The sequence below is a fragment of the Rhizobium grahamii genome (assembly GCF_009498215.1).
Taxonomy (GTDB): domain Bacteria; phylum Pseudomonadota; class Alphaproteobacteria; order Rhizobiales; family Rhizobiaceae; genus Rhizobium; species Rhizobium grahamii_A.
Genome location: NZ_CP043498.1, coordinates 3,880,860 through 3,899,333, shown reverse-complemented (window position 1 = coordinate 3,899,333; position 18,474 = coordinate 3,880,860). Strand labels below are relative to the sequence as shown.

Genomic DNA, 18,474 nt, shown 5'->3' with positions numbered 1-18,474 from the left:
CAAAGCGACGACGCAGGAGGATAGCTCCGAGGTTCATGACAATGAGGAACAGGAGCAGGACGATGATTGCTCCGGATGTGCGCTCCACGAAGGCGCGTTCGGCTTCGTTTGCCCACATGTAGACCTGCACGGGCAGAGCCGTCGAAGGATCCATGGGGTCGCCGGCGCGTTGGCGACGAAGGCGACCATGCCGATCAGCAGCAGCGGCGCGGTTTCGCCGAGCGCATGCGCCAGACCGATGATCGTGCCGGTGAGAATGCCAGGCATTGCCAGCGGCAGAACGTGGTGGAACACCATCTGCATCTTTGAAGCGCCGAGGCCGAGCGCTGCCGAACGGATCGACGGAGGCACGGCGCGCAGCGCTGCGCGGGTCGCGATGATGATGGTCGGGAGGGTCATCAGTGTCAGGACAAGACCACCGACGAGCGACGCCGAACGCGGCAGACCGGCGAAATTGATGAAGACAGCGAGACCAAGCAGACCGTAGACGATCGAGGGAACAGCCGCGAGGTTGTTGATGTTGACCTCGATCAGATCGGTCAGCCTGTTCTTCGGAGCGAACTCTTCGAGATAGATCGAAGCGGCAACGCCGATCGGCAGAGACAGGGCGAGAACGATCAGCATCAGATAAAGCGAGCCGATGAGGGCGACGCCGAGACCTGCTGCCTCCGGACGGCTGGAGTTTCCGTTGACGAAGAGGCCGGTATTGAAGTCCTTGTGCAGGGCGCCACTAGCCGTCAATTGCTGCATCCAGCCGACCTGCTTGTCGTTGACCTTGCGGTTCTTCTCGTCAACCTTGAGATCGATCTGGCCCTTGTTGGCAGAGTCGATGTTGGCATCCGCGAGAAGCGTGACATTCACGGTCTTGCCGATCAGCGACGGATCGGCGACGACCATGTCGCGGAGCACGATGGGCGCGCCCTTGGAGATCATTGCCGAGGCGTCGCGCATGTCCGGGCGGCTGGAGGCATTGAGCCCGAGTGTCTTGACCATCGCATCGCGGATCAGCACCGGATAGTTGGCCGCGATCAGCACCGATGGATCGGTGGCGCGCTTGTTGTTCGGGTCCAGCGTCTTTTCGCTGAACTCGATCGGCAGCGTGATCGCCGTCTGCTGGAAGGCCGTATAGCCCTGGCGGATAACGGTGGTCAGCAGGATCGCGAGGAAGATCAGGCCGAAGGAGATGGCAGCAATGCCGTATGCCTGGAACCGACGCTCGGCGGCGTAGCGACGCTTGATGCCGATATCGCGGCGGGCGGGCGCCTTGGAGACAATGACGCCTGCGGGGGAAACAATATCCGTCATTCGTACTGCTCCCGGTATTTGCGCACGATGTAGAGCGCGTAGATGTTGAGGCAAAGCGTGATGAAGAACAGCGTGATGCCTAGCGCGAAGGCAACCAGCGTCTGCGGCGAGGTGAACTCAAGGTCGCCTGTCAGCTGGTTGACGATCTTGACCGTCACCGTCGTCATCGGCTCGAACGGGTTGATCTGGATGCGGGCTGCGACACCAGCCGCAAGCACGACGATCATGGTTTCGCCGATGGCGCGCGAGGCAGTCATCAGCAGCGCGCCGACGATGCCGGGAAGGGCTGCCGGAAGAACGACCTTCTTGATCGTTTCCGAACGCGTTGCACCGAGGCCAAGCGAACCGTCACGCAGCGCGCGCGGCACGGCGGTGATGATATCGTCAGACAGCGAGGAGACGTACGGGATCAGCATGATACCCATGACGATACCGGCAGTCAGAACGCTCTGCGCCTGAATGAAGTTGGTGTAGTTGCCAGTCAGAAGGCCGTTCACCTGCGAGGAGAGATCGCGCAGGAAGGGGCCGACGGTGATCAGCGCAAAGAAGCCGTAGACGATGGTCGGGATGCCCGCGAGGACTTCGAGCAGTGGCTTGGCCAGCGAGCGAACCTTGGGTGCCGCGTATTCCGCCATGTAGACGGCAGCAAACAGGCCGACCGGTACCGCGACCAGCATGGCCACGAAGCCGATATAGAGCGTGCCGAGCAGCAGCGGGATCAGGCCGAACTGACCGAAGGACGAACTGCCGGCGCCGGCAAAGCGCGGATCCCAGACGGTGCCAAAGAAGAAATCGGCCGCAGGCACGGCAGCGAAGAAGTGGGCCGCCTCGGTCAGCATCGACAGTACGATGCCGATGGTCGTGAGGATCGCGATCGACGATGCCAGGAGCAGGCCCCAGAGCATGACGCGCTCGACGCGGTTACGAGCACGGAAGCGGGGTGCGACCTCGCGCAGAGCATAGAAACCGCCGGCGAGCGCCAGGGCCAGAACGACGGCAGTCATCACAGCGCGGCTCGCGCCACTTTCCGCGTTCAGCTTCCGGGCGGCTTCAATCATGTAAGGCTGCGGCTCGCCGGCGAGCGGGACGCCCTTTGCCGCGAGCTTCGCCTGCAGGGCAGCCGGATCACCTGCGCCAGCGCCGATTTCTTCCGGCGTCAGCGACGGCAGACCGCGCGCGATCGCGCTGACCATACCGTAATTCAGATTCTGCTGGGCGGCAGGCTGAGACTTGATGTCATCGGGGAATCCACCGCGGACGGAGGTTTCGATGATGGACGGGCTAATGGCGAGCCAGGCGAAAAGAACGATCAGTGCCGGCAGGATCGCCCAGATGGCCGCATAGGCGCCATAATAACCGGGTCTGGAATGCAATGCCGAGGACTTGCCTCCGGCAAGTGCCGTAGCGCGGCTACGCGCTGCCACGAAGGCAACGGCGCCCAGCACCACGAGGCACAGGAGTATGACGGATGTACTCATTCGTTAAGGTCCCCAGGCCCTTGGCCCCAAAAAACCAGAAACGGCGGGCGGGCCGATCCGGCTTCCAATGATGGAGATTTCAGCCTTACGGACCCGAAGGCACCGACAAGGCAATGCCGGCGCGATCTGGTGATCGCGCCGGCGAAGTTCATTACATGGTCTTGCCGTCTTCAACAGACTTGCGGATCGCGTCGCGCTCGGCGTCCGGAGCAGCAACGAGGCCGTATTCAGCGAGCGGGCCTTCCGGGCCGATCATCTGGTCGGAAACGAAGAAGTTGACGTATTCCTTCAGGCCCGGGATGACGCCGAGGTGTGCCTTCTTGACGTAGAAGAACAGCGGGCGGGAAACCGGGTACGTGCCGTTGGAGATGGTTTCGGTCGACGGAACGATACCGTTGACGGTCGCAACCTTCAGCTTGTCGGCGTTGTTTTCATAGAAGGACAGGCCGAAGACGCCAACGCCGGTCTTGTTGGCAGCGATGCGTGCCAGCGTTTCCGGATAGTCGCCGTCGATGTCAACAGCAGCGCCGTCCTTACGAACTGCAACGCAAGCCTTGGTCTGAGCGGCCTTGTCGGTGATCTCCTTGGCGATCACGTCGAGAGCGCCCGAAGCCTTGCAGCCAGCCTGAAGAACGTTCTGTTCGAAGACTTCGCGGGTGCCGTGCTTTTCGCCCGGGATGTAGGCAGCGATATCAACAGCCGGGAGAGCCGGGTTTACTTCCGACCACTTCTTGTAAGGATTGTCGACGAGCTTGCCGTCGACGACGACCTGAGCGGCCAGAGCCTTGTAGATGTCGGCCGGAACGTAGGCAACGTCAGGGTTGGACGAGTCGGTTGCGAAGACGATGCCGTCGTAGCCGATCTTGACTTCCTGGATGTCGGTTACGCCAGCAGCCTTGCAGGCTTCCAGTTCCTTGGCATTGATCGGACGCGAAGCGTTGGCAACGTCGATCGTGTCAGGGCCTACGCCCTTGCAGAATTCCTTGAGGCCAGCGCCCGTGCCGCCGGATTCGACGACCGGCGTCTTGAAGTCCTTGAAGGTTTCGCCGAAGGTTTCGGCAACGATCTTGGCGTAAGGCAGAACCGTGGACGAACCACTGACCTGGACCTGATCGCGAGCAACAGCTGCGCCAGCGAAAGCGGCGGAAGCAGCAAGTGCGGCGACCGTAAGTTTAAAAGCGTTCATGTCAATCTCCCGGACATATAGCGGTCTGAGTGTGGCCTTGAGCGGCCCCTTGGCGGCGCCGTCTTCATCAGCGGCACGCTCTCTTTAGCCCCCGATGCCTAGAGCTTTTATGTCAGTTCGATGAAACATTTGTGACAGCTTATGCGTCTGATTTGTCTTGTGAAAATCACATACAATAACAGAGCGTGCGCCGTTATATGTCAAAAGCGCACGGTAAAGCTCGTTCCCTTGCCCACTTCCGACTTTACAATCAGCCGGGCGCGGTGGCGCGTGAGAATGTGCTTGACGATAGCAAGACCAAGGCCAGTTCCCTTTTTCGAGCGGCTATCCTCGATGCTGACGCGGTAGAAACGCTCGGTCAGACGCGGCACGTGCTCGGCCGGAATGCCCGGCCCCTTGTCGACCACGGACACCTCGACAGGCTCGCCCGGGCCGTTCTTCAGGAAGACATCGACCGACTTTCCTTCCTGGCCATATTTGCAGGCGTTTTCCATCAGGTTCTCGAAGACCTGCACGAGTTCGTCGCGATCGCCCAGCACCTCCGCCTTGCCCTCTGGAAGATGCAATGCAATCTCGACACCGACATCCTTGGCGAGCGGCAGCAGTGAATCCCGGACATGCCCGAGAAGCGGGACGAGGTCGACCTTCTGATCGGGAGCGATATGCGATTTCAGCTCGAGCCGGGACAAGGACAGGAGATCGTCGACCAGACGGCTCATGCGCGTCGTCTGATCAAACATAATGCCGAGGAAGCGCTCCTGCGCCTTCAGGTCATTCTTGGCTGGCCCTTGAATTGTCTCGATAAATCCACGCAACGATGCGAGGGGCGTGCGCAGTTCATGACTGGCGTTGGCGACGAAGTCCGACCGCATCCGGTCGATCCTGCGCACCTCGGAAATATCCCTGAAGGCAAGCATGAAAAGGCGCTCGCCACTGCCGTTCGCCGGCAGCTTCACCGGCGAACTGCGGACAATATAGACGCGCTCGGAAGGCAGCCGTTCGGAATGCTCGATCTGGTTCGGCGCGTTCGTGGCGATCGTTTCGCCCACCATATCGAGAATGCCCGGCGATCGCAGGCGCGACGATATGTGCGCGCCGAGGGCGACCTCTCCGAAGGCCTTCTCGGCAGCGGGGTTCTGAAAGAGCACCGACGCATCGCCCGACAGAACCATGACCGGTATGTCGAGCGCCGAGAGCGTGGCGGAAACTTCAGGCAAAAGGCTCCGCCCGGCGGGCTCTTCGGAGACAATCTCGGGAATGTGAGGAACCGGCCTGACCGCAGGCCTCATCGACGCGAGGATCGCAATGGCCATCGCCGCCAGCAATCCCAGCACGGCCCACTGATTAATGTCGGCTGCAAACGCCAGAAGCGCAATGAACAGGGCCACCAGCAGCGGGAGGCGGGCATCACGTATGCGGACAATCAACCGGCGTGCCCATGGTATTTCGTCTTCCAACTGCCCCTCGCGACGCCGATGCGTTCTTCATTAGACCAGATTGTGCCTGATAGACCTGATTCATGACAGAAGTTTTCACATGCCGCCATCAGCCCTCACTTCTCCCTAGGTTTTTTGCCGTTAGGCAAGGCATTTGATTTTCAACGGGAAATATGTTCGCCTGTGGCAAAAGATTTGAGCGGAGGTGCACCATGGCCGATGATGTCGAAAGCAGAGCCGTCGAATTGGATATTCGCGGCAAGAAACGCATCTTCGATGTCGACGATCCGGTCCTGCCCGACTGGGTCGACGAGAACGCGCTTGCGTCCGGCGATTTCCCCTACAACAAGAAGCTGAAAGAAGAAGAGTATCTCGAGGATCTGAAGAAGCTGCAGATCGAGCTCGTCAAAGTTCAGTTCTGGCTGCAGGCGACGGGCAAACGCGTCATGGCGCTTTTCGAGGGACGTGACGCCGCCGGCAAGGGCGGCGCGATCTCTGCCTCCTCTGCGCACATGAACCCGCGCCTCGCGCGCGTCGTGGCGCTCTCGAAGCCGACCGACCGCGAACTTGGTCAATGGTACTTCCAGCGCTACATCGCCCAGTTCCCGACATCAGGCGAATTCGTACTCTTCGACCGATCCTGGTACAATCGCGCCGGCGTCGAACCTGTCATGGGTTTCTGCACGCCGAAGCAGTACGAGGATTTTCTGGAGCAGGCCCCGCAACTGGAGCGGGGGCTTGCGCATGAGGGTATCTACTTCTTCAAGTTCTACCTGGATATCGGCCGCGAGATGCAGCTGAAACGTTTCCACGACCGCCGGCATGATCCGCTGAAGGTCTGGAAGCTTTCGTCGATGGACATCGCCGCCCTGACCAAGTGGGGTGACTACAGCGATAAACGCGACCGGATGCTCAAGCAGACGCACACCGAATTCGCGCCGTGGACCGTGATCCACGCGAACGACAAGCGCCGCGCCCGGCTGAACCTCATCCGTCACATGTTGAAATCGATGGACTACGACGGCAAGGACAAGGATGCCATCGGCAAGCTCGACGACAAGATCATCGGCTCGGGGCCGGGTTTCCTGAAGTGATCACTGCCCCGGCAGAATACGCACCGCGTAGAGGTTGATGCCGCGCGCCTTTCCGTCCAGATCGCTGTTGATCAGCAGCTTTCCGGCTGAACTCGGCGCCAGCGAGCGATCGAAACGCACCTGCAGCAGCACATCCGATTTCTCGCGCGTGACCGTGAAGCGATGGCGGGCGCAGTCGCCGAGCGACTGGAAATCGCATTCGACGGTCACCTGCGTCGGCTCGTCCGTGGTGGACTGAAGCGTGATCGCGACCGTCGAGGACTTGCCGGCCAGCTGCTGCAGCACATCGGCCGGGACGCTGATGCCGACATTGCCGGCGCCGGCGCCGCTCTGCGAGATCAGCCGCACCGCCGGACCATCATTTTCCGCGACGTTCTGCGTCTTTGCCTCAGCGCCCGCGATAATCTTGTCTGCGTCTGACGGCTTGAAGACTTCGATCCAGGCCGAGGAGAAGGAGTTTTGCGGGTCAATCGCCGGCGCCTCGCCAGTGGCTGCGCCGTTTTCCGCATTTTCGTTGCCGTTGAAGTCTTCAGGCTCGGTGCTCGGAGGCGGGTTGGCGACACTGGTGTCGCGCTCGGCCGACGTCATCAGCAGACCCGACGTATGCGCCCACCACGCACCGATGCCGATAAAGGCGAGCAGCACGCACCAGACAAGCAGCCTGGAAAAGAACTTGCGCGGCTTGCGGCGGGCGGCTGCCCGCTCCGGCCGGAAATCCATGTTCGTCGCCGGCTTTTCGGCGGTCATGGTCTCGGCCGCCACTGGCGCGGGCGCGGTTCCGAGATGGTCGGCATCATCCGCATGGACGCCGGCAAGGCTGGAGTCATCGTCGAAGCGCGGGTCGACGACCGTATGGGCGCGCGTCTGGCCGCCGATCGACAGACTGTCGGCAGCACCTTCGGTGGCGCGATGCGTGGTGGCGCGCGGAACCTCGACAACAGGCGGAACAGCGACTTCCGGCGGCCCCTGGCGCGGATGCAGCCGCTCGCGCTCCTCCGCCTCGATCATGTGGATGGTCGTCTCGAGCCTGTGGCGGTGATGAGCGACGGCATCGGCGTCGGTGACGTCCTGCTTGCGCAGACCGGCTTCCAATGCCTGACGGGCTGATTGATAGATTTTTGCTCGGACTTCGGGATTGTCGCGATCGGCGTTGCTGAGAGCCGTTCTGATAGCCGTTTCTAATCCGCTCACGTCCGGTCCTTTACTCTGAGACTGGGCATCATGCTTAACAATTCATAAATGCGGTAACCGCTGTCGGCGCAAACCGCAAGTGGTGCCGAGCCCACGCTGTCGCGTCGGCAGGGGATAACAGCATGACGCAGAGGCTCGTCGCCTGCAATCTCGACAATAGAGGATATTGCCGGAGCCGATAGAGCACCTTCCCACCGGCGAAAGTCTCTGCTAGACAATTGACGTTTTCGTAAACGTCAATCAGCAGCGGTGACACATGGCCCTCCCCCGATCTTGACAGGAAACCTCCGGCTCCCGGTCGTGGCATCGCCGCTTTTCATCATTTCCCATCCTGCCTTGACGCTCGCGCAGTGCAAGGCCGGCGTCATCGGCGCTTTCCCGGCCCTCAACGCACGACCGGAAAGCCAGCTCGACGAGTGGCTGGCCATGATTACGGAGGACCTTGCCGCCCACAATGCCGCGCATCCTGACCGCCCTGCCGCACCCTTTGCCGTCAACCAGATCGTTCACATGTCCAACAAGCGACTGGAACACGATCTCGGCCTCTGTGTGAAATACAAGGTACCGATCGTGATTTCGTCGCTCGGCGCCGTCCCCGAGGTGAATGCGGCCGTGCATTCCTATGGCGGCATCGTTCTTCACGACGTCATCAACAACCGCCACGCCAACTCGGCCATTCGCAAGGGTGCCGACGGATTGATCGCCGTCGCGGCCGGCGCTGGTGGCCATGCCGGCACATTATCGCCGTTTGCGCTGGTGCAGGAAATTCGCGAATGGTTCGACGGACCGTTGCTGCTCGCCGGCGCAATCGCCAACGGCGGTGCAATCCTCGCGGCACAGGCAATGGGCGCCGACATGGCCTATATCGGCACCCCCTTCATCGCCACCGCGGAGGCGCGCGCATCCGAGGCTTACAAGCAGGCGATCGTCGAGGGCGCGGCCAGCGACATCGTCTATTCCAACTACTTTACCGGCGTGCATGGCAATTATCTCAAGCCATCGATCACCGCGGTTGGCCTCGACCCCGACAACCTGCCAGCCGCAGACCCCTCGAAAATGAACTTCGAGCAGGCCGTCGGCGGCGCAAAAGCCTGGAAGGACATCTGGGGCAGCGGCCAGGGCATCTCCGCCATCAAGGCCGTGGAACCCGTCGCCGCCCTCGTCGATCGCCTCAAGACGGAGTATGATGGCGCTCGTGCGCGGCTCCTCACCTGAGAACGAGTGCTGTTCTCCACAGCATCGCTCTTTTTTTCCAAAGACGCGACAGGACGCTTGAAATATGCAAACAATGCCTGTATCAGCGCCATGCAAATCGCGGGCCGCAATGGTTCGTCCCGCAAGTTGCCGCTTTAGCTCAGGTGGTAGAGCACATCATTCGTAATGATGGGGTCGCAGGTTCGAGTCCTGCAAGCGGCACCATTCTTCCTCCCAGGTCATCCCGAAAATAGCTCGAGGTCACCTCGGATCTCGTGAACCCGTCTGCTTCAGCCCGGAATCATTTCCTATTGAAATAAGCTTAGAATGTTCTGCGGCGCACGGTTTGCGATCGAAAGCGATTGGGTCGCTAGCTGTTGTTGTGTCTGAAGAGCGGCCAGCTTGCTGGATTCTGTTTCCATATCGGCGTCAACGAGACGTCCGATGCCGGATGAAATCGAATCCTGTAGGTTGGATGCAAAGGCCTGCTGCATGGCAATGCCTTTCGAGAGCGAGCCGAGGCGAGAACCGACCTCGGTCATCTTTGCTGTCATCGTCTCCGTTACCTGTAGCATCTCCTGGATCTCGTCGGTCGTCGTCGCATCCGTCAGAACCATCTCGCGATGGACCTGATGGCGCTCTCCGTTGAACAGCACCCAGTCACTGGCGGTTCCGAGACGGTCAGCATAGGCGGAGTTGGTGACAATGCCGGCATCGCCGCTTTCATCGTCGACTAGGAACGAGACGTTCGGCGTATCCCAATCGGAGTAGAGGTTATAGGTCAAGCTCTGGAGCGACACACTGCCGTCCGCTTCACGCGTGAAGCCCGAGGTGACCGACCGATCCACATTGTCTTCAGGCGAGTTCATGTAGAGCCAGTTCTGGCCGGAGAAAGACGCTGATTGCGCGGTGCTGCGCAGTTGCGCCTTCAGCTGATCGAGTTCCTCGTTGATCTTCGTCTTGTCGACGCCCGCCTCCGTCGCGGCAACGAACCTGGCCTTGATCTCAGACATCACGTCTATTGCCTGCGACATTGCTGAATAGGCCGTATCGACGGTTGCCGCTCCAAGCCCCAAGGCGTCGCTGACTGCTGAGAGAGCCTTGTTGTCGGAGCGCATCGTCGTTGCGATCGACCAGTAGGCAGCGTTGTCGGCGGCGCTTTCGACGCGGAGGCCTGACGATACCCGGCCCTGCGCCTGCTGCAGTCCAGAGTTGAGCGATCGAAGCGCCTGAAGCGCGTTCGCTGCAGACGTGTTCGTGACTATGGAAGTCATGAAGATCCTGAAGATAAAACCGGAGATTTATTCGTGGCGAGAACTGCGGCGCTTCATGCAGCCTATAGCTGTCAAAATAGAAAGGCGTTGGTTAATAAAGTGTAGATTTCATCGGATAGATCTGATGATCCCTCACAACTTTTGGCAGTTATTTTCGGCGTTCGCGGAACAAGTCCCGGTTCAGGCCGTGCGGGCTTCGGCGTCCGACATGGACTGCGGCAGCGACTGCAGGAGGGTCTGGCGCGCGGAACGCAGATGCAGGCGGCAGGCCCGCTCGATCGCCTGTGGATCACGCGCCTCAAGGGCTGAGATGTAGTCGAGGTGCTCGTGGATGGCGCGCTCGTTTCGCTCGCGGGCAAAGGCCTTGTTCCACTGATAGTGATAATGGAAGATGATGGCGATCGCGTCGTAGAAATCGGCAATGAAGCGGTTTCTCGATGCTCCGTGGATCAGGAGATGGAAGCGCTCGTCGAGCGCCGAGAACTCCTTGTAGCGGTTGTCGAAATCGACAAGCATTGCCCGGTGGTCGTCCTTGATCCGCGCCAGCGCCTCCCAGGCTTCGTTATCGGCAGGCAGCCTGCCGAACTCTGCGGCCGAATGCAGCTCGAACATCTCCCTGACATCGGCGAGTTCCAGCGCGAACTCGCGTGTGAAGCCCTTCAATATCCAGTGGCTGTTCGGCCGTTTCTCGATCAGGCCGAAGCGCGAGAAGCGGATCAGGAACTCGCGCACACTGGTCGTTCCGGTGCCGATCTCGCGCGCAAGCTCGAGCTCGTTGATCTGCATGCCGGGCGCAGCATCGTCGGAGAGAATGCGCTGCATGAAGCTGCGCTCGATGATGTCATGCAGTGAATCGGTTTCCTCCGACGGGAAGAAATCATCGCGAGAGGGATCGCGAAGCACGATCTTCTGGCGCTTGTTCCAGCGGATGATGCCCTCGTCGCTGAGGCGCGCGAGGATGGCGCGCGCGGTGCTGCGGCTGATCCCCAGCCGGCTTGCGATCTCGGGTTCCGACGGCAGGGCCTCATCGGTCCGCAACGTCGCCACATAGCGGTTGTAGGCTTCCTTGAAGACCGTGTTTTGCCTTGCCATGCGCGCCCGCCCTTCTGCTCCGCCGCATGGCAGAAGCGTATTTTGCGGCAATCCTTATCGTAGTTCCGGACCGCCTGCGGCTGTTTGCCTCCCTCGTCCACAGGATCAAGAACCCCGTTGACTTGAAAATGTTTATTGTAGATAAAAAACAAAATCAATGTGCATTCGCCGAGGCAGCGGGTGCTTCCCCAGGGAGAAGACTGTTGAACAAGGACCCTTGGATCATCCTGTCGGCTGGAGACAATGTTGCGGTTGCCACGGCTGCCATTCCCGCAGGCGCGATGGTTGCCGGCGTTGAAACGCGCGAGAAGATCGACCCCGGCCACAAGATCGCGCTCGCCGACATCGAACTTGGCCAGCCGGTGGTTAAGTACGGCCAGGCGATCGGGCGCACCACTGAAGACGTCAAGGCCGGCGATCACGTTCACAGCCACAATCTGCACTTCGAAAACGATCGCCTTGCGGCCACCGCCAATGCGGCGCCGGAGGAAGCCAGCGCCGCCGACAAAGCGCGCACCTTCATGGGCTACAAGCGTGCCGACGGGCGCGTGGCGACCCGCAATTATATCGGCATCATTGCCAGCGTGAACTGTTCCACCACCGTCTGTCGTGCCATCGCCGACGAGGCGAACCGCACGATCCTGCCCCATTACGAAGGGATCGACGGCTTCGTCCCGATCGTGCACGACCAGGGCTGCGGTATGAGCTCCACCGGCGACGGTATGGCGGTCCTGCACCGCACGCTCGCCGGCTATACGCGCCACGTCAATTTCGGCGGCGTGCTGATGATCGGTCTCGGCTGTGAAGTAAACCAGCTGACGCTCTACGGCCAAAGCGGCGCAGGCAACTCGAAGCGTCACTTCAACATTCAGGATGCCGGCGGTTCCCGCCGTGCAGTCGAGCGGGCCATGGGCATGTTGCGGGAGATCGCAGCCGATGTCGGCAAGGAACGGCGCGTCGCACTGCCGATCAGCGAGATCATCATCGGCCTGCAATGCGGTGGTTCCGATGGCTTCTCCGGCATCACGGCCAATCCTGCACTGGGGATTGCGGCAGACCTTCTGGCTGCGGCCGGCGGCACGGCCATTCTCTCCGAAACCTCCGAGATTTATGGCGCCGAACATCTTCTGCGCAGCCGCGCCGTCAGCGACGACGTTGCAAGGAAGCTCGACGAGAAGATCGCGTGGTGGGAGAAGTATGTCGCCATGCACGGCGCTTCGCTGGACAACAACCCATCGCCCGGCAACAAGCGGGGCGGCCTGACGACCATTCTCGAGAAATCGCTGGGCGCCGTCGCAAAGGGCGGCCGCTCGCCTCTGACGGCGGTCTATGGCTACGCCGAGCGCGTGACGGCTCCCGGCCTCGTTTTCATGGATACGCCCGGCTACGATCCGGTTTCGGCAACGGGCCAGGTGGCCGGCGGCGCGAACATGATCGCGTTCACCACCGGTCGCGGTAGCTGTTTCGGCTGTCGCCCGGCGCCGTCGATCAAGCTTTCGAGCAACTCTGCGCTCTATGCTTCCATGGAAGAGGACATGGACATCGACTGCGGCACCATCGCCACCGGGGACATTTCGATCAGCGCCAAGGGCCGCGAGATTTTCGATCTGATCATCGACACGGCCTCGGGCAAGAAAACCAAGAGCGAGGAGTTCGGCTACGGCGATAACGAATTTGTGCCGTGGCATCTTGGAGCGACGCTCTAGATTAACTGCAGATAAGGTCTTCAGAGGAGGAATGATGAAGACGAGGAGGATCGGCCAGACCGGGCTTGAAGTGACCGAAGTAAGCTTCGGCGCGGCAGCGCTCGGTGGCCTTTATCGGGCGTGCCCCCGCGAGCAGGCCATGGAGACCCTGGCTGCGGCATGGGATGCCGGCATCCGTTATTTCGATGTCGCGCCGTGGTACGGCCTCGGCCTGGGTGAACGCCACGTCGGCGACTTCCTGCGCGGCAAACCGGAGACGGAATGGGTGCTTTCCACGAAGGTCGGGCGGTTGCTGCGTCCGGTGCCGACAGGGACCGTACCCGATTACAGCTACGTCGATCCACTCTCCTTCGACGCTGACTATGACTATTCGTACGACGGCATCATGCGCTCGGTCGAATTCAGCTATGCGCGGCTCGGGCTGAACAGGATCGACATCCTCTATGTGCACGACCTTGGTGGCTATACACATGGGGCTGAGCGAAACGCCGTTCACCTCCGGCACTTCCTCGACTCCGGCATCCGGGCGCTCGAGGAACTGAAATCCTCTGCAGCGATCAAGGCCTTCGGGCTTGGCGTCAACGAGGTTCCCGTCTGCATCGATGTGATGACGAATGCCGACATCGACTGCATCCTGCTGGCCGGCCGTTACACGCTGCTCGATCGCACGGCGGTAGCCGATCTGCTGCCGCTCTGCCGCCGCAAGGGCACGTCGCTGGTGGTTGGTGGCGTGTTCAATTCCGGCATCCTGGCCACCGGACCGGTGCCCGGCTCGCACTTCGACTACATGCCGGCCAATGACGACGTGCTCGCCAAGGTCGGGCAGATGGAGGCGATCGCCAGCAAGCATGGCGTTCCGCTCGCGGCCCCTGCCCTGCAGTTCGCCCTGCGCGATCCGCTGGTTTCCTCCGTGCTGATAGGTACGGCCAAGGCGTCGAGCCTTGAACGCAACATGAAGCTTCTTTCCCCGCTCTTGCGGATTCAATTTTTCCGGAATTTGATAATTTCACCCTCGTCGCACCACCACTCGGTGCCGAAGCCGTACGCGTTTAAGGACACAGATATGCTCAAAGGTATTCATCCCGTTCTCAGCCCCGATCTCCTTCTGGCGATCGCCCGCATGGGCCATGGCGACGAAATCGTTATCGCCGATGCCAATTTCCCGTCCAGCAGCATGGGACCGGAAGTGATCCGCGCCGACGGCGTCACCGCAACTGTGATGGCGGAAGCGATCCTGACGCACCTGCCGCTCGATACCTTCGTGCCGGAGGCTGCCTGGCGGATGGAAGTCGTCGGCGATCCGAAGGCGGTGCCGGAGGTATGCACCGAGTTTCAGAACATCGTGAATGCGCGTGCCGGCGACTATCCCATTGCGACGCTTGAGCGCTTCGCCTTTTACGAGCGCTCGCGGAAGGCCGCCTATATCGTCGCAACGACGGAATTCAGGCTCTATGGCAATCTCATTCTCAAGAAGGGTGTCGTGCACCCGCATGAGGTCTTCACCGGATAAAACGGAACAAGCATTCCGCATTGACAAGCATTCGAAATCTATGTTGCATTTTGCTGCAGCAGCAGTGCTTACAGCCAGACAGACAGGACGCCCCGCTTCCTCGGGTTCACTCCCGAGATGTCTCGGCGGGGCGCATCAAACAGGCACCCAAAGGCTTAGAGGTGCCGGACTTGCAATTGAAATGGGGCTCGGCTAGCCTCCAAAGATAAATGTTTTTTATCGATAAAAGTCTCTCGTCCGCGTTCGCGAGAGATTTCCTGGAGGAGAACGCACCTGAGAGGAGAACCAACATGCGCATGAAGTCCATTCTGTCACGCAGAGCCTTCACCGCTCTTGCCGGCGCGGCTGTGATCGCCACGGCGATGCCGGTCACGACCTTTGCAGCCGATGTGACGATCCCGATCATCGTCAAGGACACGACGTCCTTCTACTGGCAGATTGTTCTCGCCGGCGCCCGCAAGGCTGGCGAGGATCTCGGCGTCAAGGTGCCGGAACTCGGCGCGCAGGCTGAGTCCGACGTCAACGGCCAGATCAGCATTCTCGAGAACGCCGTCGCCGGCAAGCCGGCCGCGATCGTCATCTCGCCGACCGAATTCAAGGCGCTCGGCAAGCCGATCGACGAAGCCGCCAAGTCTGTTCCGATCATCGGCATCGACTCGGCTGCTGACTCAAAGGCCTTCAAGTCGTTCCTGACCACCGACAACGTCCAGGGTGGCCGCATCGCCGCTGACGGTCTTGCCGCCGCCATCAAGGAAATGACCGGCAAGGAAGAAGGCGAAGTCGTCATCCTCACCAACCTGCCGGGCGTCGGCTCGCTCGAACAGCGCCGCGAAGGCTTCCTCGATCAGATCAAGACGAAGCATCCGGGACTCAAGGTCATCGCCGACAAGTACGGTGACGGCCAGGCAACGACCGGTCTCAACATGATGACCGACCTGATCACCGCCAACCCCAACCTCGTGGGTGCGTTCGCTTCGAACCTCATCCTCGGCCAGGGTGTCGGCCAGGCAATCGCCGAAAACAAGCTCGGCGACAAGATCAAGGTCATCGCCTTCGACAGCGACGACAAGACGGTCGGCTTCCTCAAGGACGGCTCGCTCGCCGGCCTCGTCGTTCAAGACCCCTATCGCATGGGCTATGACGGCGTGAAGACCGCGCTCGCCGTATCGAAGGGCGAGAAGGTTGAGGAGAACGTCGACACCGGCGCAAACCTCGTCACCAAGGCGAACATGAGCGATCCGAAGATCGACGCTCTGCTGAACCCGAAGATCAAGTAATGACGTGACGATGGCCGCGCGGGCGAAATCCCGCGCGGCCTTTCCTTCACCTGTGCTATCGTCCGCATGAGGAGCGCGGATGGCTGGTTGGAGGCATGGCAATTCGCGAGGAGGAGACGCCCATGAGCCTGGAAGAGGTCAGTCATCGACACGATGACAGCGCCACGCGGAAGGAGGCAGACCGCGTTCCGGCGGGTGCCCCAATCCTCGAACTCAAGGGATTGCAGAAGAATTACGGATACGTCCAGGCGCTGAAGCCGGCGACGATGACATTTCTGGCCGGCGAGATCCACGCGATCGTTGGCGAAAACGGCGCGGGAAAGTCGACACTGATCAAGCTTCTGACGGGCGTGATTACCCGCACGGCAGGCGAGATCCTCTGGTGCGGACATCCGGTTGCGCTTGCAACGCCGAACGAGGCGATCGCCCGCGGCATCAACGCGGTTCACCAGGAAGTCGTGCTTTGCCCGCACCTGACGGTCGCGGCCAATCTGTTTCTCGGCGACGAGGTCAACAAGTTTGGCCTGATGCGCAAGAAGGAGATGGAGAAGATGGCGCAGGCCGTTCTCGACGATCTCGGCTTCGGGCTTCCCGCCGGCGTCCCGCTCAGCGACCTGACAATCGGCCAGCAGCAGCTTGTCGCAACCGCACGCGCTGCCATGCGCGGTACGCAGTTTCTGATTTTCGATGAGCCGACCGCCTATCTGACACGACAGGAATCGGCACAGCTTTTCAAGCTGATCCGCCGCCTGCAGGGCGAAGGCGTGACCATCGTCTATATCAGCCACCGCATGGAAGAGGTGTTCGAGCTTGCCGATCGCGTTTCGGTGCTGCGCGACGGTACGCATGTCGGCACGCGAACCATCGGCGAGACCAACGAGAACGAGTTGATCGCCTTGATGATCAACCGCTCGATCGAGCAGATCTACCACAAGGAGGAGATCCCGATCGGCGAGACGATCCTCGACGTGCGCGGGCTGTCAGGACCGGGCTTCGAGAATGTGTCGCTGACCGTCAAGTCCGGGCAGATCGTTGGGCTCTACGGTCTCATCGGCGCGGGCCGCAGCGAGTTCGCGCTTGGTCTCTACGGGCGCGAAAAGACGACCGGCGATATCCACTGGATGGGCAAGAAGGTCGACATCAAGGACGAGCGCACGGCGATGGAGCTCGGGATCGCGCTTGCGCCGGAGAGCCGTCGCGACCAGGGCCTCTGCCTCAACCTGCCGATCGGGCTCAACATCAATCTCCCGGTCTTCAAGCGGCTGAGCAAGGGCCCAGTCATCAGCCACAGCGAGGAATCACAGAACGCCGACCAGCAGATCCGTGACCTGGCGATCAAGACGCCGAGCCGGCGTGTGCTGGTCTCCGCCATGTCTGGCGGCAATCAGCAGAAGGTCGTCATCGGCAAATGGCTGAGCCACGGCGCGCGGCTGTTCATTTTCGACGAGCCGACAGTCGGTGTAGACGTCGGCACGAAGGCGGAAATCTACCGGCTGTTTGCCAAGCTCCTGAAACAGGGCGCCGGGATCATTCTGATCTCGTCCTATCTGCCCGAAGTCTATGAACTTGCGGATCGGCTGCACGTCTTCAGGCGTGGCCAGCTGGTGGCAAGCCACGACTTCCATGCGGCGACACATGAAGAAGTGCTGAGCGAAGCGATCGGCGTCTAAAAGAATAAGAGGGAGAGAGAACCAATGACCGTAACCCCCACCGATATCGCCGCACCGCCGCCGCGCCGGAAAGTGAACATCCTCTTCGGCCTGACCCTTATCGGTCTCCTGGCCTTTCTCTGGATCGTGCTCGGATTCGTCACAGTGAGCTTCTGGACGCCGCTGAATATCTCGAACCTGCTGCGCCAGGGCGCGATGACCGCCATCCTGGCACTCGGCCAGACCTTCGTGATCATCACTGCCGGCATCGACCTCTCCGTCGGTGCGATCGTCGGCTTCTGCACCGTTATCCTCGCCTGGCTGTTGCAGGCCGGTTTTCCGGTATGGGCGTCGATCCTGATCACCCTGCTGATCGGTGTCGGCATCGGCGTTTTCCATGGCTTCGGTATCGTGAAGATGGGACTGCCGCCCTTCATCATCACGCTGGCAACGCTGACGTCGCTTCGCGGTATCGGCCTTCTCATCACCAACGGTTCGACCATCAACATCGTCAACGAGCCCTTCACCAACTTTGCCCGCGCGGATTTCCTCGGCGTGCCGAGCCTGTTCTGGATGGTCATTCTCGTCGCGGTGCCGTCCTATATCTTCCTGCATCTCAGCCGCTGGGGTCGCTATCTCTTCGCCGTCGGTTCAAACCGTGAGGCGGCGCGTCTTTCGGGCGTGCGGGTGAACGGCATCATCTACATGGCCTATATTCTCTCGGCGACTTTCGCCGCCTTCGTCGGCGTCCTTCTGGCGTCGCGCATCGCGATCGGCAACGCGACGCAGGCCGACGGATGGGAACTCCAGGCGATCGCCTCCTCGGTCATCGGCGGCACCAGCCTGTTCGGTGCGGTCGGCTCCGTCCACGGTCCGCTGATCGGCGCCTTCATTCTGGCGACCATCAACAACGGTGCGAACCTGCTCAACGTCAACTCGTTCTGGCAGCGTATCATCACCGGCCTGCTGATCATCGTGATCGTCTACTTCGATCAGCTGCGCCGCCGCCGCAACCCGTAATCGGCCGGCAAGACATGAAGCCGGCGTCGATGCCGGCTTCTTCAATTTCAGGAATGCGAGAC

14 protein-coding genes, 1 tRNA gene and 1 pseudogene are annotated in these 18,474 nt (G+C 60.9%); 9 read left to right on the top strand and 7 right to left on the bottom strand.

All coding sequences use genetic code 11. The features are described from left to right. Window positions 1-33: 33 nt before the first annotated feature. From FZ934_RS18810 to phoR, 4 genes are all read right to left on the bottom strand, one after another. Complete coding sequence (locus FZ934_RS18810) at window positions 34-1,305, bottom strand: PstA family ABC transporter permease (protein ID WP_432443596.1); 1,272 nt, start codon at window positions 1,303-1,305, stop codon at window positions 34-36. Further along, window positions 1,302-2,783, bottom strand: coding sequence for a phosphate ABC transporter permease subunit PstC (gene pstC, locus FZ934_RS18805; protein ID WP_153272308.1), 1,482 nt, complete (start codon window positions 2,781-2,783; stop codon window positions 1,302-1,304). The genes FZ934_RS18810 and pstC overlap by 4 nt, the downstream gene beginning before the upstream one ends. 151 nt (window positions 2,784-2,934) lie before the next feature. After that, window positions 2,935-3,969 (bottom strand): substrate-binding domain-containing protein, encoded by a 1,035-nt coding sequence (locus tag FZ934_RS18800; RefSeq protein ID WP_153272307.1) that lies wholly within the window; start codon window positions 3,967-3,969, stop codon window positions 2,935-2,937. A 200-nt stretch (window positions 3,970-4,169) separates the two neighbouring features. Further along, a complete protein-coding gene (phoR, locus tag FZ934_RS18795; RefSeq protein ID WP_153272497.1) occupies window positions 4,170-5,393 on the bottom strand; it encodes a phosphate regulon sensor histidine kinase PhoR in 1,224 nt (407 codons plus the stop codon). Window positions 5,394-5,617: 224 nt separating this feature from the next. Between phoR and ppk2 the strand changes: the two genes are divergently transcribed. Then, window positions 5,618-6,499 carry a polyphosphate kinase 2 gene (gene ppk2, locus FZ934_RS18790; RefSeq protein WP_113365298.1) on the top strand — a complete coding sequence of 294 codons (882 nt, stop codon included), beginning with the start codon at window positions 5,618-5,620 and terminating at the stop codon, window positions 6,497-6,499. Here ppk2 and FZ934_RS18785 read toward each other — a convergent pair whose 3' ends face one another. Beyond that, window positions 6,500-7,690: a hypothetical protein gene (locus tag FZ934_RS18785; protein WP_153272306.1), complete on the bottom strand. Its 1,191-nt coding sequence runs from the start codon at window positions 7,688-7,690 to the stop codon at window positions 6,500-6,502. A 249-nt stretch (window positions 7,691-7,939) separates the two neighbouring features. Between FZ934_RS18785 and FZ934_RS18780 the strand changes: the two genes are divergently transcribed. Together FZ934_RS18780 and FZ934_RS18775 are read left to right on the top strand one after the other, a co-directional pair. After that, on the top strand, window positions 7,940-8,905 hold the full coding sequence (locus FZ934_RS18780; protein WP_153272305.1) for an NAD(P)H-dependent flavin oxidoreductase: 966 nt from the start codon (window positions 7,940-7,942) through the stop codon (window positions 8,903-8,905). Between the two features lie 128 nt (window positions 8,906-9,033). Then, a tRNA-Thr gene (locus FZ934_RS18775) sits at window positions 9,034-9,109 on the top strand. A gap of 83 nt (window positions 9,110-9,192) precedes the next feature. Here FZ934_RS18775 and FZ934_RS18770 read toward each other — a convergent pair. Next, window positions 9,193-10,158: a flagellin gene (locus FZ934_RS18770; RefSeq protein ID WP_153272304.1), complete on the bottom strand. Its 966-nt coding sequence runs from the start codon at window positions 10,156-10,158 to the stop codon at window positions 9,193-9,195. 180 nt (window positions 10,159-10,338) lie between these two features. Continuing rightward, a complete protein-coding gene (locus tag FZ934_RS18765) occupies window positions 10,339-11,250 on the bottom strand; it encodes a GntR family transcriptional regulator (RefSeq protein WP_153272303.1) in 912 nt (303 codons plus the stop codon). 203 nt (window positions 11,251-11,453) lie between these two features. Here FZ934_RS18765 and FZ934_RS18760 point away from each other — a divergent pair, with 203 nt between their 5' ends. The 6 genes and pseudogenes from FZ934_RS18760 (at window position 11,454) to FZ934_RS18735 (ending at window position 18,412) form a co-directional block, all read left to right on the top strand. Further along, window positions 11,454-12,956: a UxaA family hydrolase gene (locus tag FZ934_RS18760; RefSeq protein ID WP_153272302.1), complete on the top strand. Its 1,503-nt coding sequence runs from the start codon at window positions 11,454-11,456 to the stop codon at window positions 12,954-12,956. Between the two features lie 34 nt (window positions 12,957-12,990). Continuing rightward, a pseudogene (locus FZ934_RS18755) lies at window positions 12,991-14,009 on the top strand (aldo/keto reductase). 10 nt (window positions 14,010-14,019) lie between these two features. Then, complete coding sequence (locus FZ934_RS18750) at window positions 14,020-14,466, top strand: RbsD/FucU family protein (RefSeq protein ID WP_113365294.1); 447 nt, start codon at window positions 14,020-14,022, stop codon at window positions 14,464-14,466. A 290-nt stretch (window positions 14,467-14,756) separates the two neighbouring features. Then, window positions 14,757-15,743: an ABC transporter substrate-binding protein gene (locus tag FZ934_RS18745; RefSeq protein ID WP_153272301.1), complete on the top strand. Its 987-nt coding sequence runs from the start codon at window positions 14,757-14,759 to the stop codon at window positions 15,741-15,743. A 122-nt stretch (window positions 15,744-15,865) separates the two neighbouring features. Continuing rightward, window positions 15,866-17,413 carry a sugar ABC transporter ATP-binding protein gene (locus FZ934_RS18740; protein ID WP_153272300.1) on the top strand — a complete coding sequence of 516 codons (1,548 nt, stop codon included), beginning with the start codon at window positions 15,866-15,868 and terminating at the stop codon, window positions 17,411-17,413. A 24-nt stretch (window positions 17,414-17,437) separates the two neighbouring features. Then, window positions 17,438-18,412 carry an ABC transporter permease gene (locus FZ934_RS18735; protein ID WP_153272299.1) on the top strand — a complete coding sequence of 325 codons (975 nt, stop codon included), beginning with the start codon at window positions 17,438-17,440 and terminating at the stop codon, window positions 18,410-18,412. Window positions 18,413-18,474 lie beyond the last annotated feature (62 nt).